Source organism: Aliiruegeria haliotis (genome assembly GCF_003003255.1).
GTDB lineage: Bacteria > Pseudomonadota > Alphaproteobacteria > Rhodobacterales > Rhodobacteraceae > Tropicimonas > Tropicimonas haliotis.
On record NZ_PVTD01000002.1, the window covers coordinates 171,829 to 198,164 of the forward strand.

25 protein-coding genes and 2 tRNA genes are annotated in these 26,336 nt (G+C 62.7%); 15 read left to right on the top strand and 12 right to left on the bottom strand.

Features of this window, described 5'->3' with window-relative positions:
* Positions 1-189: 189 nt before the first annotated feature.
* The gene (locus CLV78_RS06195; RefSeq protein ID WP_245924852.1) at positions 190-708 is read right to left on the bottom strand and encodes a tetratricopeptide repeat protein; all 519 of its coding nucleotides are present in this window, start codon (positions 706-708) and stop codon (positions 190-192) included.
* Between the two features lie 119 nt (positions 709-827).
* Here CLV78_RS06195 and CLV78_RS06200 point away from each other — a divergent pair, with 119 nt between their 5' ends.
* The 6 genes from CLV78_RS06200 to CLV78_RS06225 all read left to right on the top strand — a co-directional run bounded on the left by CLV78_RS06200 (position 828) and on the right by CLV78_RS06225 (position 5,500).
* Positions 828-1,121 (top strand): SCP2 sterol-binding domain-containing protein, encoded by a 294-nt coding sequence (locus tag CLV78_RS06200; RefSeq protein ID WP_425427921.1) that lies wholly within the window; start codon positions 828-830, stop codon positions 1,119-1,121.
* A 6-nt stretch (positions 1,122-1,127) separates the two neighbouring features.
* Positions 1,128-2,066: an alpha/beta fold hydrolase gene (locus tag CLV78_RS06205; RefSeq protein ID WP_106203925.1), complete on the top strand. Its 939-nt coding sequence runs from the start codon at positions 1,128-1,130 to the stop codon at positions 2,064-2,066.
* A 321-nt stretch (positions 2,067-2,387) separates the two neighbouring features.
* Positions 2,388-3,491 carry a 3,4-dihydroxy-2-butanone-4-phosphate synthase gene (gene ribB / locus CLV78_RS06210; RefSeq protein ID WP_245924853.1) on the top strand — a complete coding sequence of 368 codons (1,104 nt, stop codon included), beginning with the start codon at positions 2,388-2,390 and terminating at the stop codon, positions 3,489-3,491.
* Between the two features lie 4 nt (positions 3,492-3,495).
* Positions 3,496-4,047, top strand: a complete 552-nt coding sequence (locus CLV78_RS06215; protein ID WP_106203927.1) for a 6,7-dimethyl-8-ribityllumazine synthase — start codon at positions 3,496-3,498, stop codon at positions 4,045-4,047.
* Complete coding sequence (gene nusB / locus CLV78_RS06220; protein ID WP_106203928.1) at positions 4,044-4,499, top strand: transcription antitermination factor NusB; 456 nt, start codon at positions 4,044-4,046, stop codon at positions 4,497-4,499. The genes CLV78_RS06215 and nusB overlap by 4 nt, the downstream gene beginning before the upstream one ends.
* Before the next feature lie 683 nt (positions 4,500-5,182).
* Positions 5,183-5,500: a hypothetical protein gene (locus CLV78_RS06225; RefSeq protein WP_106203929.1), complete on the top strand. Its 318-nt coding sequence runs from the start codon at positions 5,183-5,185 to the stop codon at positions 5,498-5,500.
* Positions 5,501-5,910: 410 nt separating this feature from the next.
* On the opposite strand, the gene CLV78_RS06230 is transcribed toward CLV78_RS06225, so the two are convergent.
* Positions 5,911-6,336 carry an SRPBCC family protein gene (locus tag CLV78_RS06230; protein ID WP_106203930.1) on the bottom strand — a complete coding sequence of 142 codons (426 nt, stop codon included), beginning with the start codon at positions 6,334-6,336 and terminating at the stop codon, positions 5,911-5,913.
* A complete protein-coding gene (locus tag CLV78_RS06235) occupies positions 6,333-6,653 on the bottom strand; it encodes an ArsR/SmtB family transcription factor (protein ID WP_106203931.1) in 321 nt (106 codons plus the stop codon). Before CLV78_RS06235 ends, CLV78_RS06230 begins: the two co-directional genes overlap by 4 nt.
* Positions 6,654-6,930: 277 nt before the next feature.
* On the opposite strand from CLV78_RS06235, the gene CLV78_RS06240 reads away from it, so the two are divergent.
* Entirely contained in the window at positions 6,931-7,365 is a 435-nt protein-coding gene (locus tag CLV78_RS06240; RefSeq protein ID WP_245924854.1) for an MmcB family DNA repair protein, read from the top strand.
* Here CLV78_RS06240 and CLV78_RS06245 read toward each other — a convergent pair whose 3' ends face one another.
* Positions 7,366-7,557 carry a DUF6324 family protein gene (locus tag CLV78_RS06245; protein ID WP_106203933.1) on the bottom strand — a complete coding sequence of 64 codons (192 nt, stop codon included), beginning with the start codon at positions 7,555-7,557 and terminating at the stop codon, positions 7,366-7,368.
* Positions 7,558-7,681: 124 nt separating this feature from the next.
* On the opposite strand from CLV78_RS06245, the gene CLV78_RS24855 reads away from it, so the two are divergent.
* Together CLV78_RS24855 and CLV78_RS06255 are read left to right on the top strand one after the other, a co-directional pair.
* Positions 7,682-8,602, top strand: a complete 921-nt coding sequence (locus tag CLV78_RS24855; protein ID WP_158263456.1) for a bifunctional helix-turn-helix transcriptional regulator/GNAT family N-acetyltransferase — start codon at positions 7,682-7,684, stop codon at positions 8,600-8,602.
* A 54-nt stretch (positions 8,603-8,656) separates the two neighbouring features.
* A tRNA-His gene (locus CLV78_RS06255) sits at positions 8,657-8,733 on the top strand.
* Positions 8,734-9,010: 277 nt separating this feature from the next.
* Here CLV78_RS06255 and CLV78_RS06260 read toward each other — a convergent pair.
* A complete protein-coding gene (locus tag CLV78_RS06260) occupies positions 9,011-10,039 on the bottom strand; it encodes a DUF1254 domain-containing protein (RefSeq protein WP_106203935.1) in 1,029 nt (342 codons plus the stop codon).
* Positions 10,036-11,043, bottom strand: a complete 1,008-nt coding sequence (locus CLV78_RS06265) for a DUF1254 domain-containing protein (protein WP_106204485.1) — start codon at positions 11,041-11,043, stop codon at positions 10,036-10,038. The genes CLV78_RS06260 and CLV78_RS06265 overlap by 4 nt, the downstream gene beginning before the upstream one ends.
* Positions 11,044-11,202: 159 nt before the next feature.
* Between CLV78_RS06265 and CLV78_RS06270 the strand changes: the two genes are divergently transcribed.
* Positions 11,203-11,904, top strand: coding sequence for a Crp/Fnr family transcriptional regulator (locus CLV78_RS06270; RefSeq protein ID WP_106203936.1), 702 nt, complete (start codon positions 11,203-11,205; stop codon positions 11,902-11,904).
* Positions 11,905-12,202: 298 nt separating this feature from the next.
* On the opposite strand, the gene CLV78_RS06275 is transcribed toward CLV78_RS06270, so the two are convergent.
* Both CLV78_RS06275 and CLV78_RS06285 read right to left on the bottom strand, forming a co-directional pair.
* Positions 12,203-13,747, bottom strand: coding sequence for a Ppx/GppA phosphatase family protein (locus CLV78_RS06275; protein WP_106203937.1), 1,545 nt, complete (start codon positions 13,745-13,747; stop codon positions 12,203-12,205).
* Positions 13,748-14,984: 1,237 nt separating this feature from the next.
* Positions 14,985-15,071 (bottom strand) — tRNA-Leu (locus CLV78_RS06285).
* Positions 15,072-15,208: 137 nt separating this feature from the next.
* On the opposite strand from CLV78_RS06285, the gene lipB reads away from it, so the two are divergent.
* Both lipB and CLV78_RS06300 read left to right on the top strand, forming a co-directional pair.
* Positions 15,209-15,907, top strand: coding sequence for a lipoyl(octanoyl) transferase LipB (gene lipB, locus CLV78_RS06290; protein WP_106203939.1), 699 nt, complete (start codon positions 15,209-15,211; stop codon positions 15,905-15,907).
* Between the two features lie 459 nt (positions 15,908-16,366).
* Entirely contained in the window at positions 16,367-17,278 is a 912-nt protein-coding gene (locus CLV78_RS06300; RefSeq protein WP_106203941.1) for an AEC family transporter, read from the top strand.
* A gap of 282 nt (positions 17,279-17,560) precedes the next feature.
* On the opposite strand, the gene CLV78_RS06305 is transcribed toward CLV78_RS06300, so the two are convergent.
* On the bottom strand, positions 17,561-18,928 hold the full coding sequence (locus tag CLV78_RS06305; protein WP_106203942.1) for an MATE family efflux transporter: 1,368 nt from the start codon (positions 18,926-18,928) through the stop codon (positions 17,561-17,563).
* Positions 18,929-19,028: 100 nt separating this feature from the next.
* Positions 19,029-19,625, bottom strand: coding sequence for a VPLPA-CTERM sorting domain-containing protein (locus tag CLV78_RS06310; protein WP_211300955.1), 597 nt, complete (start codon positions 19,623-19,625; stop codon positions 19,029-19,031).
* Between the two features lie 288 nt (positions 19,626-19,913).
* Between CLV78_RS06310 and ctaD the strand changes: the two genes are divergently transcribed.
* Both ctaD and CLV78_RS06320 read left to right on the top strand, forming a co-directional pair.
* Positions 19,914-21,587, top strand: a complete 1,674-nt coding sequence (gene ctaD / locus CLV78_RS06315; protein ID WP_106203944.1) for a cytochrome c oxidase subunit I — start codon at positions 19,914-19,916, stop codon at positions 21,585-21,587.
* A gap of 208 nt (positions 21,588-21,795) precedes the next feature.
* Entirely contained in the window at positions 21,796-22,257 is a 462-nt protein-coding gene (locus CLV78_RS06320; RefSeq protein WP_106203945.1) for a GatB/YqeY domain-containing protein, read from the top strand.
* 843 nt (positions 22,258-23,100) lie between these two features.
* On the opposite strand, the gene CLV78_RS06330 is transcribed toward CLV78_RS06320, so the two are convergent.
* A complete protein-coding gene (locus tag CLV78_RS06330; RefSeq protein WP_106203947.1) occupies positions 23,101-24,015 on the bottom strand; it encodes a glycosyltransferase family protein in 915 nt (304 codons plus the stop codon).
* Between the two features lie 4 nt (positions 24,016-24,019).
* Positions 24,020-24,532, bottom strand: coding sequence for a DUF2244 domain-containing protein (locus tag CLV78_RS06335; RefSeq protein WP_106203948.1), 513 nt, complete (start codon positions 24,530-24,532; stop codon positions 24,020-24,022).
* Between the two features lie 397 nt (positions 24,533-24,929).
* Between CLV78_RS06335 and carA the strand changes: the two genes are divergently transcribed.
* On the top strand, positions 24,930-26,087 hold the full coding sequence (gene carA, locus CLV78_RS06340) for a glutamine-hydrolyzing carbamoyl-phosphate synthase small subunit (protein WP_106203949.1): 1,158 nt from the start codon (positions 24,930-24,932) through the stop codon (positions 26,085-26,087).
* Positions 26,088-26,336 lie beyond the last annotated feature (249 nt).

The window sequence follows — 26,336 nt, forward strand, 5'->3', positions numbered from 1 at the left end:
TTGTGTTGGAAGGGGATTAGAAAGCGGGGTCGGAGAGCGCCGATCAGCGTGCATCAGGCAGCAGGCGCGCTACACCACCGATCCCGTGCAAAAACACATGCCGCGCATCCCAGGGAATCGAGGCAACAGCCGGCTTCGAAGGACGTCCAGATCAAACATCTCAGGTTCCCCCTTGCCCAGGGCGAGCCTTCAGAGCGCCTCGCCCTCGACGGTCTTTTGAAGCCGGTCGATGGCTTCCAATACCTCCGGCCTGTGCGGATGTATAGCCAGAATGGCGCGATAGACCTCCAGCGCCTCGGGTTCGTATCCAAGCTCCTCGAAGATCACCGCAAGCCCGGACATGGCCCCGAAATGGCGCGGGTTGAGCGCCAGCGTCCGCTCGATATCGGCCACAGACATGCCCAGTTCGCCCGCATGGAAGAAAGCCGTGGCACGTCCGTTCCACCCCTCCGCGAACCCTGGCGCGTGATCGGTCAGGGCGGAAAAGTGATCGATCGCGGCCATCATGTTGCCGTCGGCCATCGCTTCCTGGCCACGCTGGTACAGCAGGTCCATGGCAGGAGAACCCGACTTTGACCATTCCAGAAGAATGCTATCCTCGATCTGTCGCCAACCGGGCTGCTCCGGGCGGGCGAGCTGTTCGAAGAGCCGGTCAACCTCCGCCTCGTCCACCGCCCGGGCCGGCTGCGGGAGCAGAAGGATCAGCACGACAGGAAGTGCCGTAACGAATTTGTTGAGACCACGGAGCATAAGAACCATAACGATGCGAAGTCTAGCGCAGTTGCGGGAAAGAACAATTCCCCCCGCAATCACAACCACTGGAGGATATGCGTGTGAGTGACCTGATCGAAAAGGCCGTTTCGGCCCTGAGCGAACGTCTGGACGGCGGTTTTGCGGGTTCCGCGAAATTCATCATCAACGGGGAAGGCGCCATCATGATCGACGGTGGCGGCGTGCGTGCCGGTGACGAGGATGCCGACGTCACCCTGTCCGCCGATGCCGATGTCTTTCAGGCGATCCTCGAAGGGGAAACCAACCCGACGGCCGCTTTCATGACCGGCCAGTTGACCGTTGACGGCGACATGGGCATGGCGATGCAACTCGGCAACGTGCTGAGCTGACCGAGGATGGAGCCGGCTCCGTTTCATCACGACATTGCCGCAGCGCCAGAGGGCGCCAGGGCTTTCTGGGTGACGGCTCCCGATGGGGTACGCCTGCGGCTTGCGTTGCTGGCGCCCCCGCCCGACACGTCCCGGGGAACGGTACTGCTGTTTCCCGGCCGGACCGAATACGTGGAGAAATACGGACCCGCAGCGACGGCGTTCCTCGCGCGGGGTTTTGCCTGCCTGTCGCTCGACTGGCGCGGCCAGGGGCTGACCGACAGGCCGCTGGGCGATCCGGCCACTGGGCACGTCGCCCGCTTCAGCGAGTACCAGACCGATGTCGCGGAGGTGATCGGGGCCGCGCGTGCCCTCAAGCTGCCCGAGCCATACTTCCTTCTTGGCCACTCCATGGGCGGGGGCATCGGGCTCAGAGCATTGCACAAGGGTCTTCCGGTCAAGGCCGCCGCCTTCACCGGCCCCATGTGGGGCATTGCGCTTCCGGCGGTTTTCCGACCCATCGCGCAACTGCTGGCAGCACTCACCCATTCCTCCGGCTTCGGTCATACCTATGTGCCGTCGACCAAACCCGGCACCTACGTGCTCGACGCGCCCTTCGCGGACAATACGCTGACAACGGACCCCGAAATGTATGGCTGGATGCGCCGCCAGCTGGAAACCCACCCCGAGCTTGCCCTCGGCGGACCATCCATGACGTGGCTCAACGAGGCGCTGAAGGAACTGCGCCAGTTGCGAAGCCTTGCGCCGCCCGCCGTGCCCTGCCTGACCTGGATCGGCACCAACGAACGGATCGTGGAGATCGAGGCCGTCCGCCGCCTGATGCGCAACTGGCCCGGCGGCACCCTGAAAGAGGTCGAAGGCGCCGAGCACGAGCTGATGATGGAACCGCCCGCCATACGGGATGCTTTCTTCGACGCCGCGGCGGAGCATTTCGCCGCCTCCTGACACTTACGCGGCCTCCCCTCGACATACGTCCATCACGGTTGTGTCGCCCCGATCCGACACGAGTCCCGCGAGCCGCGAAACGGTATTGCCGAATCCCGCCCGCTGGCAGCCGCCGCCGCTTGCTTCTGCATCGACCGCCCCGCGCGGTGGTGCGCCCCGTCACCCGCATCCATTCCCCACGGCTGACAGATCCACGCGGATGCGAGCCTGCGTCGCGACAGCAAGCCGTGGGCGCCACCTGCCTTGTGCCGCAGCGGACCCTCTGGTAATGCGCGCCACCTTGGGCTATCTGCCAGCCCAACTTCTCCCCGGGGGCCGATCGTGAAAACCGCCAGCAAAGACATCTATTCCGAAGCCGTCTCCACCATCGAGGAGATCATCGAGGACGCCCGCAACGGCCGCATGTTCATCCTCGTCGATCATGAAGACCGGGAAAACGAGGGTGATCTCGTCATCCCGGCGCAGATGGCCACGCCGGACGCGATCAACTTCATGGCCACCCATGGCCGCGGCCTGATCTGCCTGACCCTGACCGGAGACCGCGTAGACGCGCTTGGACTGCCACTCATGGCCTCCTACAACTCGTCGCGCCATGAAACCGCCTTCACCATCTCCATCGAGGCCCGCGAGGGCGTCACAACCGGGATCTCCGCCGCGGACCGGGCCCGCACCATCTCAGTGGCCATCGACAGCGCCGCGACCGCTTCCGATATCGCCACGCCGGGCCACGTCTTTCCGCTGCGCGCCCGTGATGGCGGTGTGCTGGTCCGCGCGGGCCACACCGAGGCGGCGGTCGATATCTCTCGCCTGGCCGGTCTCAACCCGTCCGGCGTGATTTGCGAGATCATGAACGAGGACGGCACCATGGCCCGGCTGCCCGACCTCGTCGCATTCGCGCAACGCCACGGGCTGAAGATCGGCACAATCTCGGATCTCATCGCCTACCGCCGACGCCACGACAACCTCGTGCACGAGACCGCCAGCCGCGATGTCACCTCACTCTTTGGCGGCGACTGGACGATGCGCGTCTTCACCGACGGCACCGAAGGCACCGAGCACGTGGCGCTCGTCAAGGGCGACATCTCCACGCCGGAGCCGGTTCTGGTTCGTACGCACGCGCTCGACCCGCTGGCCGACCTGCTCGGCATCGGTGTGGAGCAACCCGACACGTTGGGCCGCGCGATGAAAATCATTGCCGAGGAAGGCCGTGGCGTGGTCTGCCTGTTCCGCGAACCGCACCCGAAGCTCCAGGAAGAGGAGGAGGAGGGGCCGCGCACGGTGAAGAACACCGGCCTTGGCGCGCAGATCCTCTCCGAGCTGGGCCTCAACGAACTGGTGTTGCTGACAAATTCCCCCGCCACCCGCTATGTCGGCCTGGATGCCTACGGGCTGACCATCACCGGCACTCGCCCGATCACGGAGTAACCCGATGGCACAGGCCGAAACCCACTACACGCTGCCGCTTCCCGAGTTCGACAGGCCGGCGAAACTGCTGATCGTGGTCGCGCCCTATTACAAGGACATCGCTGATCAACTGGTTGCGGGCGCCAAGGCAGAGATCGAGAAAGCAGGTGGCAGCCACGAGGTCATCGAGGTTCCCGGCGCGCTCGAAGTGCCGACAGCGATCCGCATTGCCTACCGGCAATCGAACTTCGACGGTTTTGTTGCGCTCGGCTGCGTGATCCGTGGCGAGACGACCCACTATGAAACCGTCTGCAACGACAGCTCCCGGGCCCTGCAACTTCTCGGGCTGGACGGCGCCTGCATCGGCAACGGCATCCTGACCGTGGAGAACCGCGAGCAGGCCGTGGTCCGTGCAGAAGCCGCCGGGCAGAACAAGGGCGGTGGCGCCGCCGCTGCCGCGCTGCACCTGATCGCCTTGACCCGTCGTTTCGGGAACGGAAACAAGTCCATCGGTTTCAAGCCGTTGCGTGATGAAATTCAACTGGCAGGCGACGCGGAAGGCCCGGCAAGCGCATGACCGACAAGAAACAGATGAAGTCCGCCTCCCGCCTCTACGCGGTGCAGGCGCTGTTCCAGATGGAAGTCTCCGGACAGACTCGCGAGGCCGTGGTGCGCGAGTTCCTCGACCTGCGGTTCGGTGCGTCCTACGAGGAAGGCGAGTTTGCCGAGGGCAATCCCGAGCTTTTCCAGACACTGGTTTTCACGGCGGTCAACGAGCAGGCAAAGATCGACCAGATGACCGACCGGGCATTGGTGGCGAAGTGGCCCATAGACCGGATCGACCCGACGCTGCGGGCGCTGTTCCGCGCCGCCGGTGCGGAGCTGCTGGAAAAGGCAACGCCTCCGAAGGTTGTGATCGTAGAATTCGTGGATGTCGCCAAGGCGTTCTTCCCCGAAGGTCGTGAGCCGAAGTTCGTGAATGCGGTGCTCGACCACATGGCGCGCGAAGCCCAGCCGGAAAAGTTCTGATCCAGCATCGCCGTCTGTCCCACTGCGCAGCGCCCGCGAGGGTATGCTGAACGGGTCGCGGCGCTTTGCCGTGGATCTTTCCCCGACCGTATAATCGCCCCCGACCGCGCCACTTGCGCGACTTTGGTCGGATCGACCGGGTCTGTTGCAGGGAAAAAGGACTCCGGTCGCCGCGAAGGGGTTTTGCCCTCCTGGCAACCGGAGCCAAACATGTGCCTTGCCGACCGGACCCTGACGGACACGAGGGTATCCGACAGCTCTCGAACCTGCGCTCCCAGGCATGCGATAATGCGCCTCGGAGAGGATGTGCAGGCGTCACTTTCCACCACTCACGGAACTCGGTCAGCAGACACGCCGCAGACCATGCGCCGGAACCTGCCCAAAAGGCTAGGTCCCGGAACACGGGACAGCGCGCCAAGAGACCTCTTTGACACAGTTTATTGCCCGGATTCGCCGGGACGTAACGTAAATGTGAAAGCCCGCTGGACACCGGCTTGGGAGATTGCCGGACTGCCCCTGCGGAAGTCGGGGATTTCCCCGGAATCGTGCGAATCAGGTGGGGCACAGGTCTTGGCCCCGATACATATTCAAGAAGGGGATTGGATCGTGTCCGACCCCACGCTATCTTGCAATGAAAGAGATTGTCATCGCCCACCACGGGCCGTCACCCGGAAGGAACGTCCATGCCGAAGCTCGTTCACCTCTACATCCGCCAGGTTGCCATCGGCTACCTGCTGTCGGCCTGTTTCGTGGCGTTGCTGCTGTGGTTGAATGTTGCCAATCTCTGGCATCTCGTGACCCACACCGATGGCGGTTGGGTCGCGGTCGGGATGCTCTGGATCTTCAACGGCGTGGTCTTTGCCGGCGTGCAGTTCGGCATTTCGGTGATGCGCATGGGCCGCGACGACGACGATACAGGGCGCGGCAAACGTATCACCTTTGCGACGCCAACCGTCCCCGAAGACGGCAGGCTGGCTGTTTCGACCGACGAGCCACGCTGAGGGAACAGAAAGCTCCCAAGGCGACCACGTCGGCCCCAATAGTTTCGTTCTTACCGATAGCTTGCACTCGCACACCGCATTCCAAGGCGTTGAAAAGGAGCGCCAGTCGACGCGCGATACCAGTGGGAGGGGACGTGTGGGCGCTGCGCACCGTTTCGGCCAGGGTCGAAAGAGCCTGACCGAAACCGGTGAACAGATGCCCGAAGGCGTGGCGGGGACCGTGCGCAACCGTGAGGGCGACTCATTCCCGAGGACCTGTATATACAGGTGGGCGCCAGGTAACCGAACCAGGGTCCGGACAGAGCCAGCTCCCTCGGAATTGCTTAAGGCCACTGGAATTTGGCCCCGGCACGGGAAGGACAGATCCGCCGACAGCCTACGTAGGGCGCGGACCATGGCCGCGCAAGGGGTCAGGCCGCTCTTTCGTCCTCTTTTGGCGCCAGCACACGCATGCGCCGCAGGTGGTCGTCCCAGCCCTCGTCTAGAGCGAGCGTGAGCCCGAACGCGGCCTCGCCCTCCGGCAGCTCCGAGTGCTCCAGACTGAGCCGCGTGCCCCCCGGCACATCTTCGAGCTGCCATTTGACATGGCTGCTGGCGCCGTTCATCGGCTTGATCGTGAAGGTGTATTCCAGCAGATCATGAGGATCGGCGCGCAGCACCTCGCCCCACATGAGCGCCTTCCCGCTCTCTGTCCCGCACATTTCGTAGGGTCCGGGCGTCAGTGTCGCGGCCGGCTTGTGGAACCAGAGCGACAGTTTCTCAGGATCGGTCAGGAAGGCCCAGACGCGCTTCTTCGGGGCGGCCAGATAGATGCTTTTCCGGATCGTGTTGCTCATTGCGTTTCCTCCTCAATGGCAGCTTTGAGAGAGGCGAGGCGGTCATCCCAGAAGGCATCGAAAACGGTGAGCCAGTCGAGAACGGGCGCCATGCCCAGTGGATTCAGTCGGTTGTATCGTTCGCGCCCTTCCGCGCGGGTCGTGATCAGCCCGCCGTCGGCGAGAACCGTCAGGTGTTTCTTGACCGCCGCCCGGGTCATGTCGAAATTCTCCGCCACCTGGGCGATGGTCATTTCCCTGTCTCGGAGCAACACGAGGATCTCCCGCCGCGTCGGATCGGACAATGCGCGAAACGCTGGTTGCGGGGCGAGGTTCATGGTGCCTTTCCTTCCCGAATTGACCGGCCGATTACGATACCTATCGGTATCACTTTCATACGATACCAAATGGTATCTCGTCAAGTGTCGTTCCGACTCACCGATCTGCCCGGGCTTTCCCTGCGGGCGACCGCCAAATCCAACGGCTTTACTCCGCTTGATCGCTCTCCCACCCTTGGATCGGGAAGCCAAGCCGCCAACAGGCCTTGCCAAACGTTCACGAATTGTTCACTCTGCCCGCATGAACGATCCCCTGCCCTCTCCCACCGAGGCTATGATGCCCGGGCAACTGCTGGCGCGAGGCGTGTGCAGGCATTTGCCAAGTCATGGTTTCGTAACGGTCGAAGAGTTGGTGCCGACGCCCGGGTTGCGGGTGGATGTCATGGCGCTTGGCCGCAAGGGCGAGATTTGGGTCGTGGAATGCAAGTCCAGCCGCGTCGATTTCACATCCGACCACAAGTGGCAGGGATACCTGGAGTGGTGCGATCGTTTCTTCTGGGCTGTGGATGAGGACTTTCCGACAGAGTTGCTGCCGGAAGAGACAGGGTTGATCCTCGCCGACGCCTACGATGCAGAGATCGTGCGCATGGGCCCCGAGTCCAAGCTGGCCGGAGCCCGGCGCAAGGTCATGACGCAGAAGTTCGCACGCCATGCCGCGAGCCGGCTACAGACCTATCGCGACCCCGGCATTCGCGGCCTGATCGAGGGCTGACTACTTCTTTTTCATTGCCTGGGCGCGCTCCGCCGCGCCGCGCAATTCCTCGGCAATCTCCAATGCCTCGTCGGGCTCGAAATCCAGCGGCAGGTCGACACCTTCCGCCTCGACGAAAATCCGGACCATTCCGAGCGACGTGGGGCCGATCTGAAGATTGGCGGCGATGTCGCTTTCCTTGTCGATCCCCATGGGAGCCTCCTGTGACGTGGTCTGCCCGCCCTAGCGTGGCCATCGGGCGGGAGCAAGGGGGCTTTCGGCCATTTACTTGACTGGATCAAGTATTTGATCGATGGTTTCGCCGAAGGAGACCCGGATGGACCAGATCGACCGCATCCGTGCATTCAACCGCCGTTACACGCGCGCGTTGGGGCTGCTCAATCGCAGCTATCTGGACTCCGGACTGACGTTGACGGACGTGCGCGTGCTGCATGACATCGGCCTGGGCGATGGCGCCGTCACGGCCCGGGACCTGTGCAAGGGACTTGGTCTGGACGAGGGCTATGTGAGCCGGATCCTGACCCGGTTCGAAAAAGACGATTGGATCGAACGCCTGGCGGACCTTGCGGATGCGCGCCGCCGTCTGCTCCGGTTGACCCAGGCAGGACGTGCGCGGCTTGCGCCACTGGAGGCAGCATCCCGGCGGGGTGTCGCGGCGCAGATCGCCCATCTGGAACCAGAGGACCTGGAGGCAACGCTCGACGCCCTAGATGTGGTCGCCGACGCCCTCGCACCAGAGCCGCCCCCTGCCCGGCCGGATTGCAGGCTTCGAACACTCCGGCCCGGCGATGCGGGCTGGATCATCCAGCGGCACGGCGAGTATTACGCCGAAGCGGAGGGGTTCGATTCCAGTTTCGAAGCCCTCGTGGCTCGGATTCTGTCGGAATTCGTCGCCAGTCACGACCCCGCCGAAGAGCGCGGCTGGATCGCGGAAACACCATGGGGGCGTCGCCTCGGCTGCATATTCTGTGTCCGGGACGATGCCGAAACCGCCCGGCTCCGCCTGTTTTTCCTGGAACCGGATGCCCGCGGACAGAAGCTCGGCCTGCGGCTGCTGCACGCCTGCATGGAGTTCGCCCGCGGTGTCGGGTACAGACGAATGGTCCTTTGGACACACAAGAGCCACGAGGCCGCCTGCGCGCTTTATGCCGCCAATGGATTTTCCTGCACGCGCGAAACCCCGGTCCACCACTTCGGCCATGACCTGGTGGAGCAAAATTGGGAAATCGAGCTTTGAGACCGAAACGGGGACTTGCACCCGGCATCGGCTCGCGATAAATGAGCGCCCTGTGCCGCCTTAGCTCAGTTGGTTAGAGCGCTGGATTGTGGATCCAGAGGTCCCCTGTTCAAGCCAGGGAGGCGGTACCAGAAAACCACCAATCCAAATCAATTGAGTATGCTCCAGAAGGCTATGCCGGTGAGCGATCTGGCCCGAAGACCCGACCGATCGCAGATCACCTGCGTCCGGCCTTCAGCGGGCGTTGGATCGTCGGCTCGGCCCGCATGACTTCAGTGGCATCGACACCATCGACAACGCCCGGCACCTTGGCGTGCTCGAGAACCCGGCAGTTCGGGGGCCGAGCTATCGATGGGATAGAGCACCCGCTTGGGCGCAGTAGTGTCTAAATGACATCATTAAGCACGATCACTCGACAGGCTCGACACGAACCTCCGCATTGATGCGCTGGACATAAGCGGAGATCGCCTCGGCACTTTCCGGTTGGTAGAGGCGAATAACCTGGGTCCAGCCGGGTTGCACATCGATGTTGTTCGGCTGGCCCGGGCAATTGTAGCGGAAGGTGATCGAGTCGTCCTCGTTGGCCTCGGCCGCGCGATCGTTCAGAGCGAAGTTCTCTTCTACGATCCAGCTCTCGGCGCTGTAGGTTGTAACCGAAAAGAAGGCGCCTTCGTCGTATTTCAGGGGTGGTCGGGGCAATGTCATTGCCGAACAGGCGCCCTCTGCGGACGCGCCTTCCGGCACGATGGTCGAGATGTAGACGGCGTCCTTGTAGGGCAACCCGCCCCAGCCCTTGGCAGTGGCAATCAGGAACATCTCGGGATCCACGTCTTCTGGGCGACCGAAAAACAACTCCGGTTTGTCGGCCTCCCCGGCACGCGCCACCAAAGACGCACGCACGGCATCCAGGCTCTCGCTGTCGAACCCCTTTGGGATGTAGGGCTCGGCGGAGCTTGCCTCGATCACAAAGCCGTCCTGGTGGGCGTGGGCGGCGGCAACTCCCGCATCGTCGGTCGATTTCAGCCCGGTTCGCATGTTGAGAAAAACGTAGCGCCCAGTGGTCAGGTCGTCCGGCGTCAGCGTGACGCTTTCGCCGGCATAGAGCACGTGCAGCGTATAGTGCGCCTCGTCGATGATCTGGATCATCGTGAGGTAGTCCCAATCGGGATTGGTGATCGTCACCCCACCTTCGGTGTCGACCACCGCATGGCTATAGAGCACATCCTTGTTCTCCGTGATGACGAACTGATTGTCTGGGCCAGAGGGGTCCCGCGCATGGCGGATCGTGTTGACTGCGTGTTCGGCCGAATGCTCGGTCATGTAGCGGTCGGTTTCGGCGATGGTGAAGTTCTCAAGCGTCACCTCAGTGCCGTCTGCGCTGGCAGGACCAACAAGGAAGGCGGCTGCGATGGCTGTTGCTACAAGTCGGGATTTCATCGGGAGACCTCTTCAACCTCGGGCAGTGTGTAGCTCCGCTCCAACACCGCCTGTCCGGGGCGGTAGATGCGCATCAGGAAGTTCCAGCCGTCGGTGATATCAACCCGGTTTGGCTGTTCGCCGCACAGCGCTTCGGACCCGTAGTGGACCGAGAAGGTGCCATCGTCGTTCAATGTCACGTTGCGGTCGTTGACGATGTTGTTGTCACTCTCCATGAACCCGTCGGCGCCATAGACCGTGATCGACCAGAATGCATCGTTCGGCGGGACGTCGTAGGTGGCCGTGTAGCACGCCTCCGCGGACGCGGGGCCGGTGTAGTTGATGTAAACGGCATCTTTTTCCGGAAAGAGCCCCCAGGCCCCGGCCACCGCGAGATGCCGCGTTTCCTCATTGACCTCACCGCGCGGCCCCATCCAGTCCGGTTCGTATTGGGCAAACTTCTGGAATTCTTTTTCGTACTCCGCGCGCAGGGCAAGCATGCTGTCCACGTCCCAGTTGGGTTCGGAGAACAGGTCGTGACTCGATGCATCGATCCTGAATCTGTTCTGCATCTCGTTGACCAGTGCCACGTCCTCCGGGTCGTCCGGGTCCATGATCTGTATGCGCATGATCAGTGACACGTACTTCGTATCGCCGGGAATGTCGTACGTGCCCGGCTCGTAGAACACGACCGGCGCGTAGTGGTCGTTGTCGATGACGAGGATAGAGAAGTAGCGGTCGTCGGGAAACTCCGGGATCGTGACTGTTGCTCCGCCCTCGGTGTCGACAACAGCGCCCGCATAGAGCGTATCGCGGTTCATTCGCACCACCGCCTGCGCATCAAGCGGAGTCGGTTTGCGAATATAGTAGAAGCGATTGACGTCGCTGCCCGCATTCAGCTGGAACTGCGCAAACGACATGTCTACCTCGGCACGGATGTAAGTATCCGGCGCGACCGCATCTTGTGCCAGGATCGGCGTTGCGGCGACGGCCACAAGGCCGGCCACTCCAGAAAAAAGCTTCATCAATCCCTCCTGTTCAACCGTCTCGGTACGGATGCCCATGAGAATTGTAGTTGGGCATCTCCATCCGGCAATGACCAAGGCTAGCAGACTCCACGACACACGATTGACAACCAGTGGTCAAATGCGTCCGATTCCCACATTTCTTAGACGGAGGTTGACGTGGACAGCGATGCAGGCATGGAGACCCTCTCCACCCGCGGATGGCTTGCCGGTACAGACCCGGAATTCCGGTCGAGCCTGCTTGCCGAGGCGGAGTGGCGACGGTTCGCAACCGGAGATCAACTGACCCTTGCAGGCGATGAAGGCGGCGACCTGATCGGTCTTGCCGACGGATTCGTCGCGTTCCACGTGTCCTTTGGTCAGCCGGCCTCTCCTATCCTGCATATTGCGCCTTCCGTCTTCTGGATGGGCTACCGCCCGATCGTGTCTGAACAGGCGCGGATCGCCACAGCCCTGGCGCGATCACCGGTCGCCTGCGCCAGGATTCCGCGCCACCGGGTACTTGCCCTGCTGGATGAACGACCGGAGTGGTGGCGCCATCTCGTTACCCTGTCACTCGAATACGGCGACACCGCTGCACTTGCCGGTGCCGACCTTTTGATCGCCGATTCAGAGGCGCGCCTGATCGCCGTTCTCTTGCGATTCGCTGGCCTGCGCGGTCGCGGCGCGTGCGATGACAGATCGGGTGCGGTGCCAGTCACGCAGCAGGACCTCGCGGGCGCCGCCAACCTCTCGCGCAACTGGGCCGGAACTATCCTGCGGCGGTTGGCGCGCCTCGGGTACGTGACGACAAGCTACAACGGCATTGCCGTGAACGACCCAAAGGCCCTGAACGCCATATTGGAGGACGCTTGCGCCTAGCGAGCGGTTTTGTGCAAGCAGCCTGCACCCTTGGCAGGCGCGTCTAAATCCGATCCGCGAAGGTGGCGACTTTCCAACCGCCGCAGGGACCAGGACCTTCGAAGTGTCAATTGCACTCTCATGGTCGTCATCGGGTTGGCTGAGATGCTGCTGGGCATTGATTTTGGCAATCTGTGCCGGTCGCACGAGAGCATTGCCCATGTACCATCTGATCCGAGGCCACTGGCGACGAGATCCAACGTACTGCTTGTGTCGGTCGCACGGAACCGAACATTCCCGTTCCCGAGCGCCCCCAGGCTCAGCTGGCCGGTGTGTCGATTGCCGCTTCCATGTCGAGAACCCTGGCCAGTTGGAACAACCGGGTTCTTACGGTGTCACTGTCAGGCACTTGCGAAGACCGAGATATCCCGAGCCTAACCGCATCAGACTCGATCCTGAGACTGGAGTGCCCGAGGATATCAGGTACGCTGGCGGAGAACCGGTGGCCAAGCAGCAACGCCCGGCCAAGGACCTCGGCCTTTCGCATTGCCGTCGGTGACAGGATTTCGGTGGCCCGGGTATCCAGCTTGGCTGGCTTTCCGCCGTATCGCGACATGATGGCGGTCGCCAGGAATGCCCGTTCCGGGTGTGAGATCCCGATAAACGGGAATTGCAGGATCCGCATGAAGCTCTCTGCTGCACGGATCTTCTGGTGATCGCGCCACGCGATATCGGTGAGCGCACAAACCGCAAGGCGCAGACGACGGTCACTTTGCGTCTCACCCGGAAAGAGGTCTTCCGTCCATTGCCCCAGCGCCTCCGAGAATTGCGGCACGCGCGCGTCTCTCAGGCCGATTGCAAGTGCCCCCTCGATCAATGGATCGCGATATCGTTCGGCCTCGCCCAGTTGCGCATAGAGCCACCCCTCCCGCAGCCCGAGCGCCGAGAACACGACACGCTCCGGCTCCAGCTTGCGCAGAAGACGCCACATCACCAATGCAGAGGCGGACAATGTATCGACCCTCCTGCCCGGCACATCGGGCAACTCCGCCACCTCCTCCGGCGACATGCGGGCAACAGATTTCGCAAGTTCGAGGATCTCTTCCGCAGGCAGTTCATACCCGTGGACGACACCGATCGGCCAATCCGTCATGGCCATATGGATCCGTGCGAGCGCCCGCCACCCACCGCCAACAGCATAGAACACGGGTTCCGTCAAAAGGGGCGGAAGACCGGCGTCGAGAATCTCGTCGACCTGCTTCTTCGACGCCTTTTGGCCCTGCTCCAGCATGGCACGAACCGGGAGCGCCCCGAGGGGCATACTGACCTTACGTTCGCCCACATGATCGCCGAGGACTTCCGCAATTTCGAGACTGCCGCCGCCAATGTCGCCAACGAGCCCACGCGGTTGGAAGAAACCGGAGATGACACCGAGCGCGGCATGTGTCGCCTCCTCGGCCCCCGACAGCAGCCGAGGCCTGAACCCGGTCTCTGCCTCAATCCTTGCGAGCAAATCGCTGCCATTCGTGGCCCGGCGCATGGCTTCGGTGGCAATGACATCCACCCGACCGACACCCATGGCATCGGAAATAGCCTTGAATCGGCCCAAGGCCGCCAATGCCCTATCCATCGCAACTTTGGTGAAGGCCCCATCCGCGTCCAGACCCTCCCCCAAGGCCACGAGCGACTTTTCGTTGAACCTCGGAAACGGAGCCCTGGACAGATCGTCATAGACCACAAGCCGCATCGAGTTGGATCCGACATCGATGACACCATAGTGGCTGGGTTCATGCCCCAGGACCCGGGCGGTCTCGATGTGTATCGTCCTTGGATCGAAATCGGCTCCTGGGCTTCCGATGGGCATGTGACACGACCTCCCCGACCTGAGAAGCCCAGCCTATCACGCAAGTACGCTTTCCGCGAAAACCTTTGGCAGGAGGGGGGGTCCAACCGGTGAACTGAAACTGGCACGCTCAGCGCCCCTCATCGGGCATCGCTCCTGGTGCCCCCGGACGCGCGACGCCGCGACACCGCGACACCGCGACACCGCGACACCGCGACACCGCGACACCGCGACACCGCGACACCGCGACACCGCGACACCGGCAATACGCCTTTGATCCCCAGTCACAAGCTGATGTCAGACCAAGGGAGACCACCAGAAAGAGTGGAAATCGAAAGCTATTCAGCCGGCCGCCTCGCACCTGCCACGGGGTCACCATCTGAAAGGACGGCGTGGTGGCTGAGCAACTGTGTTCGCCTTCGTGGGACGCCCACCCAGAAAGGCGACGGGAGCGCGCCGCAGACCCGCTCGGTCTGACTGTAGAGCCGTGGCTGACGGCGCGAGAGGCGGTTTCCTGAACCCGGCGACGATGAGACCCCCACACACATTTCAGGTGAGGCTTTGATCGACACGACCGCCTACTAGTTCTACCAAGTGGTGCAGTTGGTGTGGAGCGCGTTTCCTGAACCCGTGGTAGTACAATTGGTTCTTTCCGGGAACTTGACCTCGCCGGGCTGGTTCATCTCCTGAATGTCACGACCTGCGTCTGAGAATGCTTGCGACATGGTCTTCCGAGCATCGGATGCGCTGCCGTCTATTGACTGCATCACGCACATTCGCATGTCCGGCGAACCAGGCTGGAAACCGTAAGCCGAGCACTTCCTTGTGAAGTAGGCAACCTTGTTCTCCATCGACGTTGTTTGGTGCCAAGCGGGGCTTTCCACTACGCCCATGGACGTTGTTCCATCGGCATTGGTTGTACAGGCTGCGGCCAAGACAACGCCTCAAAGTGCCAAGATGATCTTCGCTTTCATCACTGTCTCCAGTTGGTTCGAAACGGACCGGACCAAGGGTCGCCTGACCTAGGGTCACTTGTCGCTCGATGCCAAACTGTCGAGACACGTGGTTTTTTCCAATCACGTAGTTCCGCTATGGCTGCCTGCGCGGCTGTGGAAAGCTACCAACACTGCGGAGGCCAAGGCGTTCAGGTAGGAGATCGGCAAGATGATCATTAACGCGAGGGACGAGGACCAATTGGCCCCTCTGGCGGATCGGTGCCAGACAAGCCATTGAACGGATTACCATTTCAAGAACTTGATGGTGCGGTCGAGAAGACTCGAACTTCCACGGGAGTTACCCCACAGCGACCTCAACGCTGCGCGTCTACCAATTCCGCCACGACCGCACGTGATCAGGTAGGCTCGGCGTATTTAGCGAAGCCTCCCGGGGAAGAAAAGCGGTTTTTTCACTTTTCCGCATTTGCGCCGCGACGAAGGTCGGCCTATCTGTGCCGGAGCCTTCAGACACTGGCAGGAGCGTTGCATGGTTGAGTGGATCGTCAGTCCGGAACAGGTTCCATACGAGGTCGCCGTTGCCGAAATGGAGCGACGCGTCGCTGCGATTCATGCCGGCAAGGAGGACGAGGCGATCTGGCTTCTCGAACACCCCCCGCTCTACACGGCGGGCACCTCCGCCCGAATCGAGGACCTGAAGGATCCCGAGCGATTTCCCGTCTTCGAGAGCAAGCGTGGCGGCCAATACACCTATCACGGTCCGGGGCAACGCGTCGTCTATGTGATGCTCGACCTCAACCGGCGTGGGCGCGACGTCCGCGCATTTGTCGAGGCTCTGGAACGATGGGTCATTGCCACGCTGGACACATTCAACGTCCGCGGAGAAACCCGGCCGGGGCGCGTTGGTGTCTGGGTGCAACGGCCGGAACTGGCCGCCTTGCCCGACGGCACCCCGCGTGAGGACAAGATCGCCGCGATCGGCATTCGCCTGCGCAAGTGGGTCAGCTTCCATGGCATTTCCATCAACGTTGAACCGGAGCTCGAGCATTTCGCAGGAATCGTTCCCTGCGGCATCACCGGGCATGGGGTGACCAGCCTGGTGGACCTCGGCCTGCCGGTCACGATGGCGGACCTCGATGTGGCCCTGCGATCGACGTTCAAGGACACCCTCCCCACACCTGTGGCAGATCCCGTGGCCGACCCGATCCATGCACGTGCGGCACCCTGACCGGGAAGCGACGCAAAGGATGTGAACGGAGACCAGGGATCCGACGTTCAAGCGATCGATTTCCTGCCCCGGCCATGGTGGGGCTGCGCGGCACCGCCATTGGCTGCCGGCCGACAGCTGGGCCCTCTCTGGGCTGCAACTGATGACAGAATGGGCTGTCACTGGCGCATTGCGCAGCCAGACACCGGCACACAGGACCTGCTGGGGTCCATCGCGGAGATCGTGGGAAAGCGAAGTGCCGGCGGATCTTCTGCCTTGGTTCACGAACCCGTGTTCCCGGACGTCAAACAGGGATTTGCCGCGCTGCGCGCGCCCCCGCAATGCAATGCGACCGGGGTGGCAGCAATGGCACATCAAGAAGATGCGCGTTCGGGCAGCGGACAGCGCGCGCCCGCAGGTGTACCAGTCCAAGGACGCAACTGGATGGACGCCTGGGCCGCGAGGCGCTAGGGCCATGCCATGATCACAATCTTCATTGCCATCGCCCCGGTGTTCCTGCTCATCATGACCGGCTACGGGCTGCGTCGGGGCGGCATACCGTCGACCGAGTTCTGGAACCTCAACGACAAGCTTGTCTACTGGGTCCTCATGCCCGCGTTGTTCTTCGCAAAGATCTCGGCGGCGGACCTGACCAGTCCGGAGATCTGGTCGCTTGCCATCGTGCTCTATGTCGGCTTCTTTGCTGCGATCGCTTGCGGATGGTTCCTCGGGCGCCGCTGGAGGGCAAAGGATGCGAGCTCGATCCTGCAAGGCAGCGCGCGTTTCAACACCTTCATCGGCCTGTCGCTGGCCGAGGCCCTTTTCGGTGCCTCTGGGCTTCAGACGGCGGTGCTCGGCTCGGCGCTGCTGATTCCGGTGGTGAACATTATGGTGGTCTCGCTTCTGTCGCAGCAACTTGGCAGCGGACGCGGCGGACTTCTGGGAGAGTTGGCGCGCAATCCCCTGATCCTGTCCATCATCGCCGGCGTTGGCTTCAACCTTGCCGGATGGAACGAAGTGCCCGTACTCCACGAGTTCGCACGTATCCTCGGAAACGCGGCACTGCCCATCATGCTGATGTGCGTGGGCGCCAATCTGAAGATCCGCGGCCTGCAAGGGGACGCGCTCGCAATCATCGCCGCAACCGTCGGAAAATTCGTGATTTTCCCGTCCGGCGTCTTGCTGGCATTGGCCCTTCTTCAGCCCGCGCCGCTGACAGCGGAGGTGGCGATCATCTTTGCGGCGCTACCGACGGGTGTCGCGGCATACACGCTTGCTCGGCAGATGGGCGGAAACGCGCCGCTGATGGCAGCGGTGATTACCGTCCAAACCCTGCTCAGCTTCGTGACGCTCCCGGTGACGCTGACACTTGCGCGGGCCTTTATCGGATGACTGTCGACACTCCCGATCCGGCCTGACTTCGGGCTGCAACAGGGATCGGCAGCCACGAACCCGAACAGGCATTCCGCCCGGAGCGCCCCCAACCCGCATTGCTGGCTGGTATCGGCAGGGACGAACGCGCCCCGGCCACTTTCCACCAGCAGCAAAACGCAAACAAGCGGGCTGGGATCTGGCAACGCCAATCCTTCTACGCGCCTCGCAAGTCGGCGCGGCCAGCACAGAATCCGCCTCGGCCGGCCGCAGGATGGCTCGTCGCGCGCGACCCAGAAGGGCCTAGTCGTCCTCTTTCAGGCCCTTCTTCCACTCGCCTTTCAGGATGCGACTGTGAAAAAACGGGAGCTTCACGAACTCCTCGAACAGAACCAGCGCGAAAACCCAGGTCACCGAGAGATCCAGCCACAGGATGAAAGCCGCCGTAAGCGGTAGCCGAACGAGCCACTGCGAACAGACATGCACCTTCATCGGATAGACGGTGTCACCGCTCGCGCGCAACGTATGACCGCACATCAGGTTCGACCCGCGCGGGAACGGCAGCACCAGAAGGAATGGCAGGAAACTCCAGAGCGCCGCCCGCGTCTGCGCTTCGAGCTGGCCATAGATCCCCTGGACCGAGAGCGACAAACCGAGGAAACAGAGTGACACCACGATCGCCGCAACGAAAGCCCCCCGCCACGCCCGTTTCAGAAACACCACCAGATCGTCACCCGGCACGTTGCTGCCCAGAAGCTGGGCCACGGCGATTCCCGTGGCCATGCCCCATGCGGTGCTGAAGTTGCCGGCCACAAGGACCCAAGGCTGGATCAGCGTCATCGCCGCAAAATCGTTCACGCTCATCTTCGCGTAGATCAGCATGCAGATGTTGTTGACGATGGTCATCGAAATGAACGTCCCGGCGATGGGCAGGGCGAAGACGAGGTGGCGGTGGATCGAGGCCCGAAGCGTCCCGTTCCGCCACCCCTCGACGCCGAGATAGGCACGGTTCATCCGCCAGAGTCCGGCGCCGAGAAACAGCATCCGTGTCATGGCGGCAATGGCGCTGCCCACGGCGGCACCGGACACGCCGAGTTCCGGCAGCCCCCAATGCCCATGAATCAAAACGTAGGACGTGACAACGTTGATCGGGATGGCGAGAAGATAGCTCTTGGCAGGCATCAATGTCTTGCCGCAGCCATTGAAGTGACTGCCCAGCACCTGCCCGAATGCCTCGAATACCACGACCAAGAGGAAGACTTGCAGGTAGCTGATGGCCTGATCGGCAATCCAGGGGGTGTGCGCGAAGGCACGGATGATATCATCGCCGAACAGCGCCACCAGGCCGATACCGAGTGCGGCGGAGGCGACGTTGATCAGGATACCGACATAGAGCCCCGTCTTGAGCGAGACCGGGTCACCGGAGCCGTACGCCTGTGCGATGCGGACCTGCGCAGCATTTGAGAACGCCATCAGGGTGCCGAGGATCAACCCGGCGATAGACGCCGCCAGCCCCATCGCCGCCAGCGCGGGCTCTCCGAGTGCGGAGACCAGCCACGCATCGATCACCACGATGCCGTGCAGCATCATGGCTTTGAGGCCCAGCGGCCACGCCATCCTGAAAATGGCCACGTTGGAAGGCGTGGCGGAGGGAGCCGCGATGACTGTCATCTGTGTCCGGAGTTACAAATATCGACAAATCCCCTACGCCCTTTGGGGACGAGGATTCAAGCCGAAACTCCGGATGAGAGGCCGGTACTTGCGGCGAGTGTCAGCCTCTGCGGCGCCTGCGGAGCACGACCGCACCGCCAATCGCAGAGAGCAGGAGCAACCCGCCGGCCGGAACCGGCACCGCGGCGATATCGCTGAAACTCAGGTCCTCCAGTACGCCGGAACTTGAACCGCCTGCGATCGAGACGCTCGTAAAGCTCCCCGAGAGGCTGAACGGCACATAGGCGCTGGACAGGTTGCTGACAACCTCTGCCGGACCGCCGGCGGAGGTGGTGATGCTCCAGTCGGTTTCGAATGACCCGCCGAGAAAACCGCTGATCTGCGAAATTGGCGCATCGAAGGTCATCGTCACGGTGTTCGTCGTAACTGACGTGTTGTAGGTCAGGAAGTTGGACCCGCTCAGAGCCGGGACGCCAAATCCGCCGCACTCGCCGAGGATATGCCAACCTCCGGAGAAGGTCACACCAAGCGCGGTGTATGCGTTGTCCAGCGGACCGGGGCTGCTGGCGTATGTGCAGGGCGCGGCGCCGTTTTCGTCGAAGGACAGGTTTGCGGCCTGCACCGCGCCCGCAGCAAAGCTGCCTGCACTCGCCAATGCGAGGCTCGCGGCATAGGTCTTCATGGACGACAAAATCATTCGTTTTCCAATGTGTTCCGAGATCGATTCGCTGAACACTACCATTGTGCGGAATCATCCGTCTACTCCTGTCGTGGGGACCAGGTTGGCCATTGGCCGTGCACATGTCGGCGCGGATTTGGGCCTTGACCGGTCATAGCATTCAGAATCACGCATATTGGCCATGCGGAAGGCGCATTGCTTGTTGCCGCTCCTTCCCGTTCACCCTAATGTCACCGGCGGACACGCGGGCGCCCGACAGGACAGGTGCGCCTCACGAACAGGACAAGAAAACTCCGGAGGAGCTACATGGCGGATGCAGCCATCCAGGGACATGATCATGAAGACGAGCGTGGATTTTTCACACGCTGGTTCATGTCCACAAACCACAAGGATATCGGGATTCTCTATCTCGTTGTTTCGGCCGCGGTCGGTTTCATTGCGGTGTTCTTCACCGTACTGATGCGGATCGAGCTGATGCAGCCCGGCGTCCAGCACATGTGCCTGGAGGGCTTCCGGGTCTTCGCGTCGAGCACGGAAGGTTGTACCCCGAACGGCCACATCTGGAATGTGCTGATCACGGCACACGGGATCCTGATGATGTTCTTCGTCGTCATCCCGGCGCTCTTCGGCGGTTTTGGCAACTATTTCATGCCGTTGCAGATTGGCGCACCGGACATGGCCTTCCCGCGGCTGAACAACCTCAGCTTCTGGATGTATTTCGCCGGCTGCTGCCTTGCCGTTGCGTCGGTCCTGTCTCCGGGCGGCAACGGGCAACTGGGTTCGGGCGTGGGCTGGGTGCTCTACCCGCCGCTCAGCGTCAACGAGGGCGGCTACTCGATGGATCTGGCGATCTTCGCCGTACACGTCTCCGGCGCCTCGTCGATCCTCGGTGCGATCAACATGATCACCACCTTCCTCAACATGCGCGCACCGGGCATGACGCTGCACAAGGTGCCGCTCTTTGCGTGGTCGATTTTCGTCACGGCCTGGCTGATTCTCCTGTCGCTGCCAGTGCTGGCGGGTGCCATCACGATGCTTCTGACGGATCGGAATTTTGGTACGACCTTCTTCGATCCGGCCGGTGGCGGTGACCCGGTCCTCTACCAGCACATCCTGTGGTTCTTCGGCCACCCGGAAGTCTACATCGTGATCGTGCCGGGCTTCGGCATTGCCTCCCAGGTGATCGCGACCTTCTCGCGCAAGCCAATCTTCGGCTACCTGCCGATGGTCTATGCCATGGTCGCCATCGGCGTGCTCGGCTTCGTCGTCTGGGCACACCACATGTACACCGTGGGCATGTCGCTCAGCCAGCAGAGCTATTTCATGCTGGCGACGATGGTGATCGCGGTGCCCACGGGCATCAAGATCTTCAGTTGGATCGCAACGATGTGGGGCGGCTCGGTCGAGTTCAAGACGCCCATGCTGTTCGCGATGGGCTTCCTGCTGCTCTTTACCGTCGGCGGCGTGACCGGCATCGTTCTCAGCCAGGCAGGCGTGGACCGGGCCTATCACGACACCTACTACGTCGTTGCCCACTTCCACTACACCATGTCGATGGGCGCAGCCTTCACCATCTTCGCCGGAGTGTATTTCTGGATCGGCAAGATGGGCGGCCGCGAATACCCGGAGTTCCTTGGCAAGGTACACTTCTGGCTGTTCTTCATCGGTGTGAACCTGACCTTCTTCCCGCAGCACTTCCTTGGCCGCCAAGGCATGCCACGCCGGTATATCGACTATCCGGAGGCCTTTGCGCAGTGGAACTACATCAGTTCGCTCGGGGCCTTCCTGTCCTTTGCGTCGTTCCTGCTGTTCTTCTACATCGTGTGGGTGACGCTGCGCCGTGGTGCAAAGATCACCGAGGAGAACTACTGGAACGAGCATGCGGACACGCTGGAGTGGACACTCCCCTGCCCGCCGCCGGAGCACACGTTCGAAACGCTCCCCAAGCAGGAGGAGTGGGACAAGAGCCCCGCTCACTGACCGCTTCGGTTCGGTATGCAAATGACCAGAAGGCCCCGGACCACCCGGGGCCTTTTTCATTTCCGCCCGCCGCATCGAATGTGCGATCACGGTCCTGGAAGGCCCCGGTCGGCCGTGCGAGCAAAGGGCGATTGTGCGACAGCTTGCCTCCGGTGCCCCGAACCGATAAAGACGTTCTTCGAGGTTGGGGAACCCAAAGGACATCTCAATGACGCAACTGCGAGACCGGGTCAGCGCGGCACTCAAGGACGCCATGCGCAACAAGCAGGCGGATCGCCTGTCGACCCTGCGGCTGATCTCGGCCGCCATCAAGGACCGTGATATCGCGGTTCGCACGGAGAATTCGACAGAGGGCGTGCCGGATTCAGAGCTGCTGGTCATCCTGGGCAAGATGGTCAAGCAACGGCTGGAGAGCGCGCGTGTCTACGAGGAAGGCGGGCGGCTGGAACTGGCCGAGAAGGAACGTGCCGAGATCGAGGTCATCGAGGAGTTTCTGCCGCGTCAACTCAACGACGACGAAATCCAGAAGGCAATTTCCGCCGCGATCACCGAAACCGGCGCGCAGAGTATCCGCGACATGGGCAAGGTCATGGGCACACTGAAAGCCAAATACATGGGCCAGATGGATTTTGGTGCCGTTGGCTGCCAGGTGAAGACCCATCTGAGCTGAGCGATGTCGCAGGCAAGGAATACGTGAGGAAGGATCGGCCCGGGAGGCCGGTCTTTTTTTGTCTCTCCGCCCCGGGGAACCGATCGGAACAGGGGCCGTGCAATCGGCACCGGGCAGGCTATGCAACCGTACCGAGGGCGACCAGCGGCAAACCTGAACGTCCGTTTCCACCGGGCAGCCCGACACCGGAGCCCGAGCCATGGCCCTCCGGTCTCGCGCCGTGTCCTACCCGTGCAATCGGTCGCCTTCTCGACTCCAGACTGGAGCGAGGGCCGGTGACGCCTACATCAGCCAACATTCGCCGGGATCCCTGAGTTGAACGAGGCTTGAACGTCCCGTGCACAACACGTCTGCGAATCGGCGGTGGAGGCCGAAGTCGTGCACTCTGATTTCAATGCGGGCTGGACCCTTCGGGCTGTTCCCGAAGAGTCCAATCAGCCGTCGCGCTTTCCGGTTCCGCGAGTCCGATCAGACACCTCGCGAACCCCGCTGCCCTGCTGCAAGCTTCACCCGACCTCCCGGCACCGGCTTCTGCGCTCATTGTGCGTTCCGTGCCCCAAGCCAACGGCGCTCTTTCGATGGTTCCAGTCGGGTCATACCAATCAAGGACCCACCGCAGGCATTCCCGTCGGCACCGGCAGAGCCCCGGCGGCAGCCGCTTCGAGCATCAGCGGCGGCAGCGTCACGCGCCTTGCGGGAAGATACCGAAGAGCGCCAACCCTTCCCGACATGCATGCAAACCGCAAAACAAGCTCCTCAACCCGCTCCCGGCGTGACCCGGCGGCACGTTCGCGGTGCTGCGGCGGCAGCCAACCATTGCAGACCCGGACCATACGGCCCGGATCACGCCATCGGGAAATCGGCTTCGATCCGGGCGCGTTGGGCGTCGGATGTGACGGGAAAGCGGGTGACATAGCGGGTCTTGAATCCGACCCTGCCTCGACGAACCCCAAAGTTCTCGCCGTGATTGACGATATACATCGCGCCGTCCTGGTTGAGGGGCGTCATGGGCCGACCGGCGAGCGCGGCGAGATAGGGGAACATTCGGTGTTCATGTGCGGTGGCGGCGGCGAGGAACTCTGCGTCGCGGGTGTCCACGCTAAGGTCGAAACGCCATGCCGCGCAGCTGCCGCACATCTTCCAGAAGGCCTTACGCCCCGGTGCCAGCAGCGATTGCGGCGCGCATTGGCCGATCTGGCGGCTTTGCGCATCGAGCACCAGACCACGGGTGACGAGGTATCCACCGGATGCCTTGCGCCGGACCATCTCCTCTACCGCGCGTCGGTTCAGAAGGTCGTCGGCATCGAACGTCATGGCGTAGCCCGACGTGACCCCGAGATGCGGAAGTGTCTGGCATAGCTGCGCGAGCTTGGCCCATTTGTCATTGCCCGGGACGGGCGTCGTGAACCGATGGAAACGGATCTGATCGTTGAAAGGGATAGTGTCGGGCGCATCCTGCCCGCAGATCACCGCCACCCAGCGGTCCGATGTCTGGCCAATCAGGCTGTCGACGGTGGCCCGCAGCCGTGCCTCGACATCGGCCCAGTTGCCCACATGGTGCCTGCCGACAAGTGGGATCAGGAAAACCACAGCCGGGTCATGTGGCGGCCGGGCCGCACCGTCCGCGCGCCGCTCCAGGGCCTGCCGCTCGGAGGACTGCAGGTCCATGTGGTCAAGCGTCCAGCGCGGACCCAGCGTTGCTGCCGCAAGCCGCGTCATGGCGCGTCGCGCCTTTGGTGTCGCCGGTACCTGGGCCATCTGGCTACCCCCTCGCGGGCAGGTATCGCGACAGATCGTTGAAAAGGTCAAGCCGTTCCTCCCGAGAGAGGAAGGCGCCGATCTCAACTTCGCGCCCGGCCCCGCGCAGCGTGACGTAGTTTGGCACCGGACCGCTGGTGTCATGAATCTTCACTTCGACCCAATGCGGGTTGGCCTCCCAATCCTGGGTTGCCCGGTGCGGCATGTGGCGCTCCAGGTGGACCCGGTCATGCCAGATGCGCAGTTCCTCCAGCACCTCACCGTCGCGGTAGCTTTTTTGAATCGCCCAATAGAGCAGAGCCAGCGTCCCCATCAGAAAGGGCAGCAGCCCCCAGAGCACTGGCGACCCTAGCGCGGGATAAAGCGGCACCAGCAGCAGCAGGAACGTCATGGCGATGAAGAACACGAAGCCCCTCTTCGGCAGCGACCGGTGCGGCCAGAGGTGCAACTCCCGCAGCGGCGGGTCGATCTGGTCCGGTTCGGCGCAGGGATCTGGGTCGATCCACTCGTAGGGCATGGGCGGTCGGTCCGTGGGGTTTCAGGTCCCGCAGATGTAGCGTGTTTCACACGCACAGGGGAGAGAAAGGCGCACTTCGGGCCGGCAACGGTTTGCCCCCCATCAGCGTGCCACCGGATGTAGCTTCGGCTTCCACCGCGATCCTTCCCTTGCCCCGCGCCAGACTACCCCAAGATACTTCTGTATCTCACCTCCCCACACCTTCGATACCGCGATAGAGTGATCCGCAGGCTCCGGCCCACGGGCGTGCCAGCCGCCGCCGTGCATGGGCGTACCCTACCCCGCACGCCTCTCCGACCAACTGCCTCAGACCACTCCACCCGACGCTCCGCACTCCCGCTTGACGGGGTGCCTCACGCCCCATAGGTTGCCGCCGATTTGCCCGCAGGAGTCGCACATGTCCCAACCCACCCCCACCGCGTGCCTCGCGCTTGCCGATGGCACCCTCTTCTACGGATACGGTTTCGGGGCCACTGGGCGACGCGTGGCGGAGCTCTGCTTCAACACCGCAATGACGGGCTACCAGGAAATCATGACGGATCCGTCCTATGCCGGACAGATCGTGACCTTCACCTTCCCTCACGTGGGCAACGTGGGCGTCAACCCTGAGGACGATGAGACCGGGGACCCGGTGGCCGAGGGGATGGTGGTCAAGTGGGATCCCACCGAACCATCAAACTGGCGCGCGGCCGAAAACCTCAAGCCCTGGCTGGAGCGGCGCGGCCGCGTCGGCATCGGCGGGATCGATACCCGCCGCCTGACCCGCGCAATCCGGCAGCAGGGCGCCCCGCATGTCGCCATCGAGCACAACCCGGAGGGGGTCTTCGACATCGAGGCGCTGGTAGAAGAGGCACGCGGATTCTCCGGACTGGTCGGGCTGGACCTGGCCAAGGTGGTGACCTGTGCGCAATCCTACCGCTGGGACGAGAAACGCTGGGCCTGGCCGGACGGCTACACCCGTCAGCAGGCCCCGTCCCACAAGGTCGTTGCGCTCGATTTCGGCGCCAAGCGCAACATCCTGCGCTGTCTGGCCTCTGCCGGCTGTGACGTGACCGTTCTGCCGGCCACCGCAACCGCCGAAGAGGTGCTGGCGCATTCTCCTGACGGGATCTTCCTGTCCAACGGCCCCGGCGATCCGGAAGCCACTGGTGAATACGCGGTACCGATGATCCGCGAGATCCTGGACACCACCGAGCTGCCCGTCTTCGGCATCTGCCTTGGTCACCAGATGCTGGCCCTGGCGCTTGGTGCGCGGACCATCAAGATGAACCACGGCCACCATGGCGCGAACCATCCCGTGAAGGACCTGGAAACCGGCAAGGTCGAGATCACCTCGATGAACCATGGATTCACGGTGGACAGCCAGTCGCTGCCCGCGGGCGTCAAGGAAACGCATGTCTCTCTATTCGACGGGTCGAACTGCGGCATCCGCATGTCCGAACGCCCGGTCTTTTCCGTGCAATACCACCCGGAGGCCAGCCCCGGCCCGCAGGACAGCTACTACCTTTTCGAACGCTTCGCAGCCGCGATGACCGCCCGTTCCGAGGCCGCCTGACGGTCCACGCCGCAGGCACATCGACACGCGTTGTGCTCGGTGGCCCCGGCAGGACCGCCCCCTGGGCGTGCAACCGCGCCGCAAAACGGCCGCACCCGCAGCAGATCACCGCAGGCCCGCGCTTGGTTAACACCCTGTTAACCGAGACCTTTCCACAGTCAGGGCGGAAGTGCCCCGATTCTGTGTGTTCGATGACTGCCCCAACCCGAGTGTTACGGCCTGCGCGTATCGCCTCCCTGAGCTCCCTTG

Excerpts from the sequence above, each read along its gene's own strand:
- CLV78_RS06215 (WP_106203927.1), top strand. The coding sequence starts at position 3,496 with ATGGCACAGGCCGAAACCCACTACACGCTGCCGCTTCCCGAGTTCGAC.
- carA (WP_106203949.1), top strand. The coding sequence starts at position 24,930 with ATGTCCCAACCCACCCCCACCGCGTGCCTCGCGCTTGCCGATGGCACC.
- CLV78_RS06225 (WP_106203929.1), top strand. The coding sequence starts at position 5,183 with ATGCCGAAGCTCGTTCACCTCTACATCCGCCAGGTTGCCATCGGCTAC.
- CLV78_RS24855 (WP_158263456.1), top strand. The coding sequence starts at position 7,682 with ATGGACCAGATCGACCGCATCCGTGCATTCAACCGCCGTTACACGCGC.
- CLV78_RS06275 (WP_106203937.1), bottom strand. The coding sequence starts at position 13,747 with ATGCCCATCGGAAGCCCAGGAGCCGATTTCGATCCAAGGACGATACAC.
- nusB (WP_106203928.1), top strand. The coding sequence starts at position 4,044 with ATGACCGACAAGAAACAGATGAAGTCCGCCTCCCGCCTCTACGCGGTG.
- CLV78_RS06200 (WP_425427921.1), top strand. The coding sequence starts at position 828 with ATGCGTGTGAGTGACCTGATCGAAAAGGCCGTTTCGGCCCTGAGCGAA.
- ctaD (WP_106203944.1), top strand. The coding sequence starts at position 19,914 with ATGGCGGATGCAGCCATCCAGGGACATGATCATGAAGACGAGCGTGGA.
- CLV78_RS06235 (WP_106203931.1), bottom strand. The coding sequence starts at position 6,653 with ATGAACCTCGCCCCGCAACCAGCGTTTCGCGCATTGTCCGATCCGACG.
- CLV78_RS06335 (WP_106203948.1), bottom strand. The coding sequence starts at position 24,532 with ATGCCCTACGAGTGGATCGACCCAGATCCCTGCGCCGAACCGGACCAG.
- CLV78_RS06265 (WP_106204485.1), bottom strand. The coding sequence starts at position 11,043 with ATGAAGCTTTTTTCTGGAGTGGCCGGCCTTGTGGCCGTCGCCGCAACG.
- CLV78_RS06330 (WP_106203947.1), bottom strand. The coding sequence starts at position 24,015 with ATGGCCCAGGTACCGGCGACACCAAAGGCGCGACGCGCCATGACGCGG.
- CLV78_RS06300 (WP_106203941.1), top strand. The coding sequence starts at position 16,367 with ATGATCACAATCTTCATTGCCATCGCCCCGGTGTTCCTGCTCATCATG.
- CLV78_RS06305 (WP_106203942.1), bottom strand. The coding sequence starts at position 18,928 with ATGACAGTCATCGCGGCTCCCTCCGCCACGCCTTCCAACGTGGCCATT.
- CLV78_RS06310 (WP_211300955.1), bottom strand. The coding sequence starts at position 19,625 with ATGATTTTGTCGTCCATGAAGACCTATGCCGCGAGCCTCGCATTGGCG.
- CLV78_RS06245 (WP_106203933.1), bottom strand. The coding sequence starts at position 7,557 with ATGGGGATCGACAAGGAAAGCGACATCGCCGCCAATCTTCAGATCGGC.
- CLV78_RS06230 (WP_106203930.1), bottom strand. The coding sequence starts at position 6,336 with ATGAGCAACACGATCCGGAAAAGCATCTATCTGGCCGCCCCGAAGAAG.
- CLV78_RS06205 (WP_106203925.1), top strand. The coding sequence starts at position 1,128 with ATGGAGCCGGCTCCGTTTCATCACGACATTGCCGCAGCGCCAGAGGGC.
- lipB (WP_106203939.1), top strand. The coding sequence starts at position 15,209 with ATGGTTGAGTGGATCGTCAGTCCGGAACAGGTTCCATACGAGGTCGCC.
- CLV78_RS06240 (WP_245924854.1), top strand. The coding sequence starts at position 6,931 with ATGCCCGGGCAACTGCTGGCGCGAGGCGTGTGCAGGCATTTGCCAAGT.
- CLV78_RS06260 (WP_106203935.1), bottom strand. The coding sequence starts at position 10,039 with ATGAAATCCCGACTTGTAGCAACAGCCATCGCAGCCGCCTTCCTTGTT.
- CLV78_RS06320 (WP_106203945.1), top strand. The coding sequence starts at position 21,796 with ATGACGCAACTGCGAGACCGGGTCAGCGCGGCACTCAAGGACGCCATG.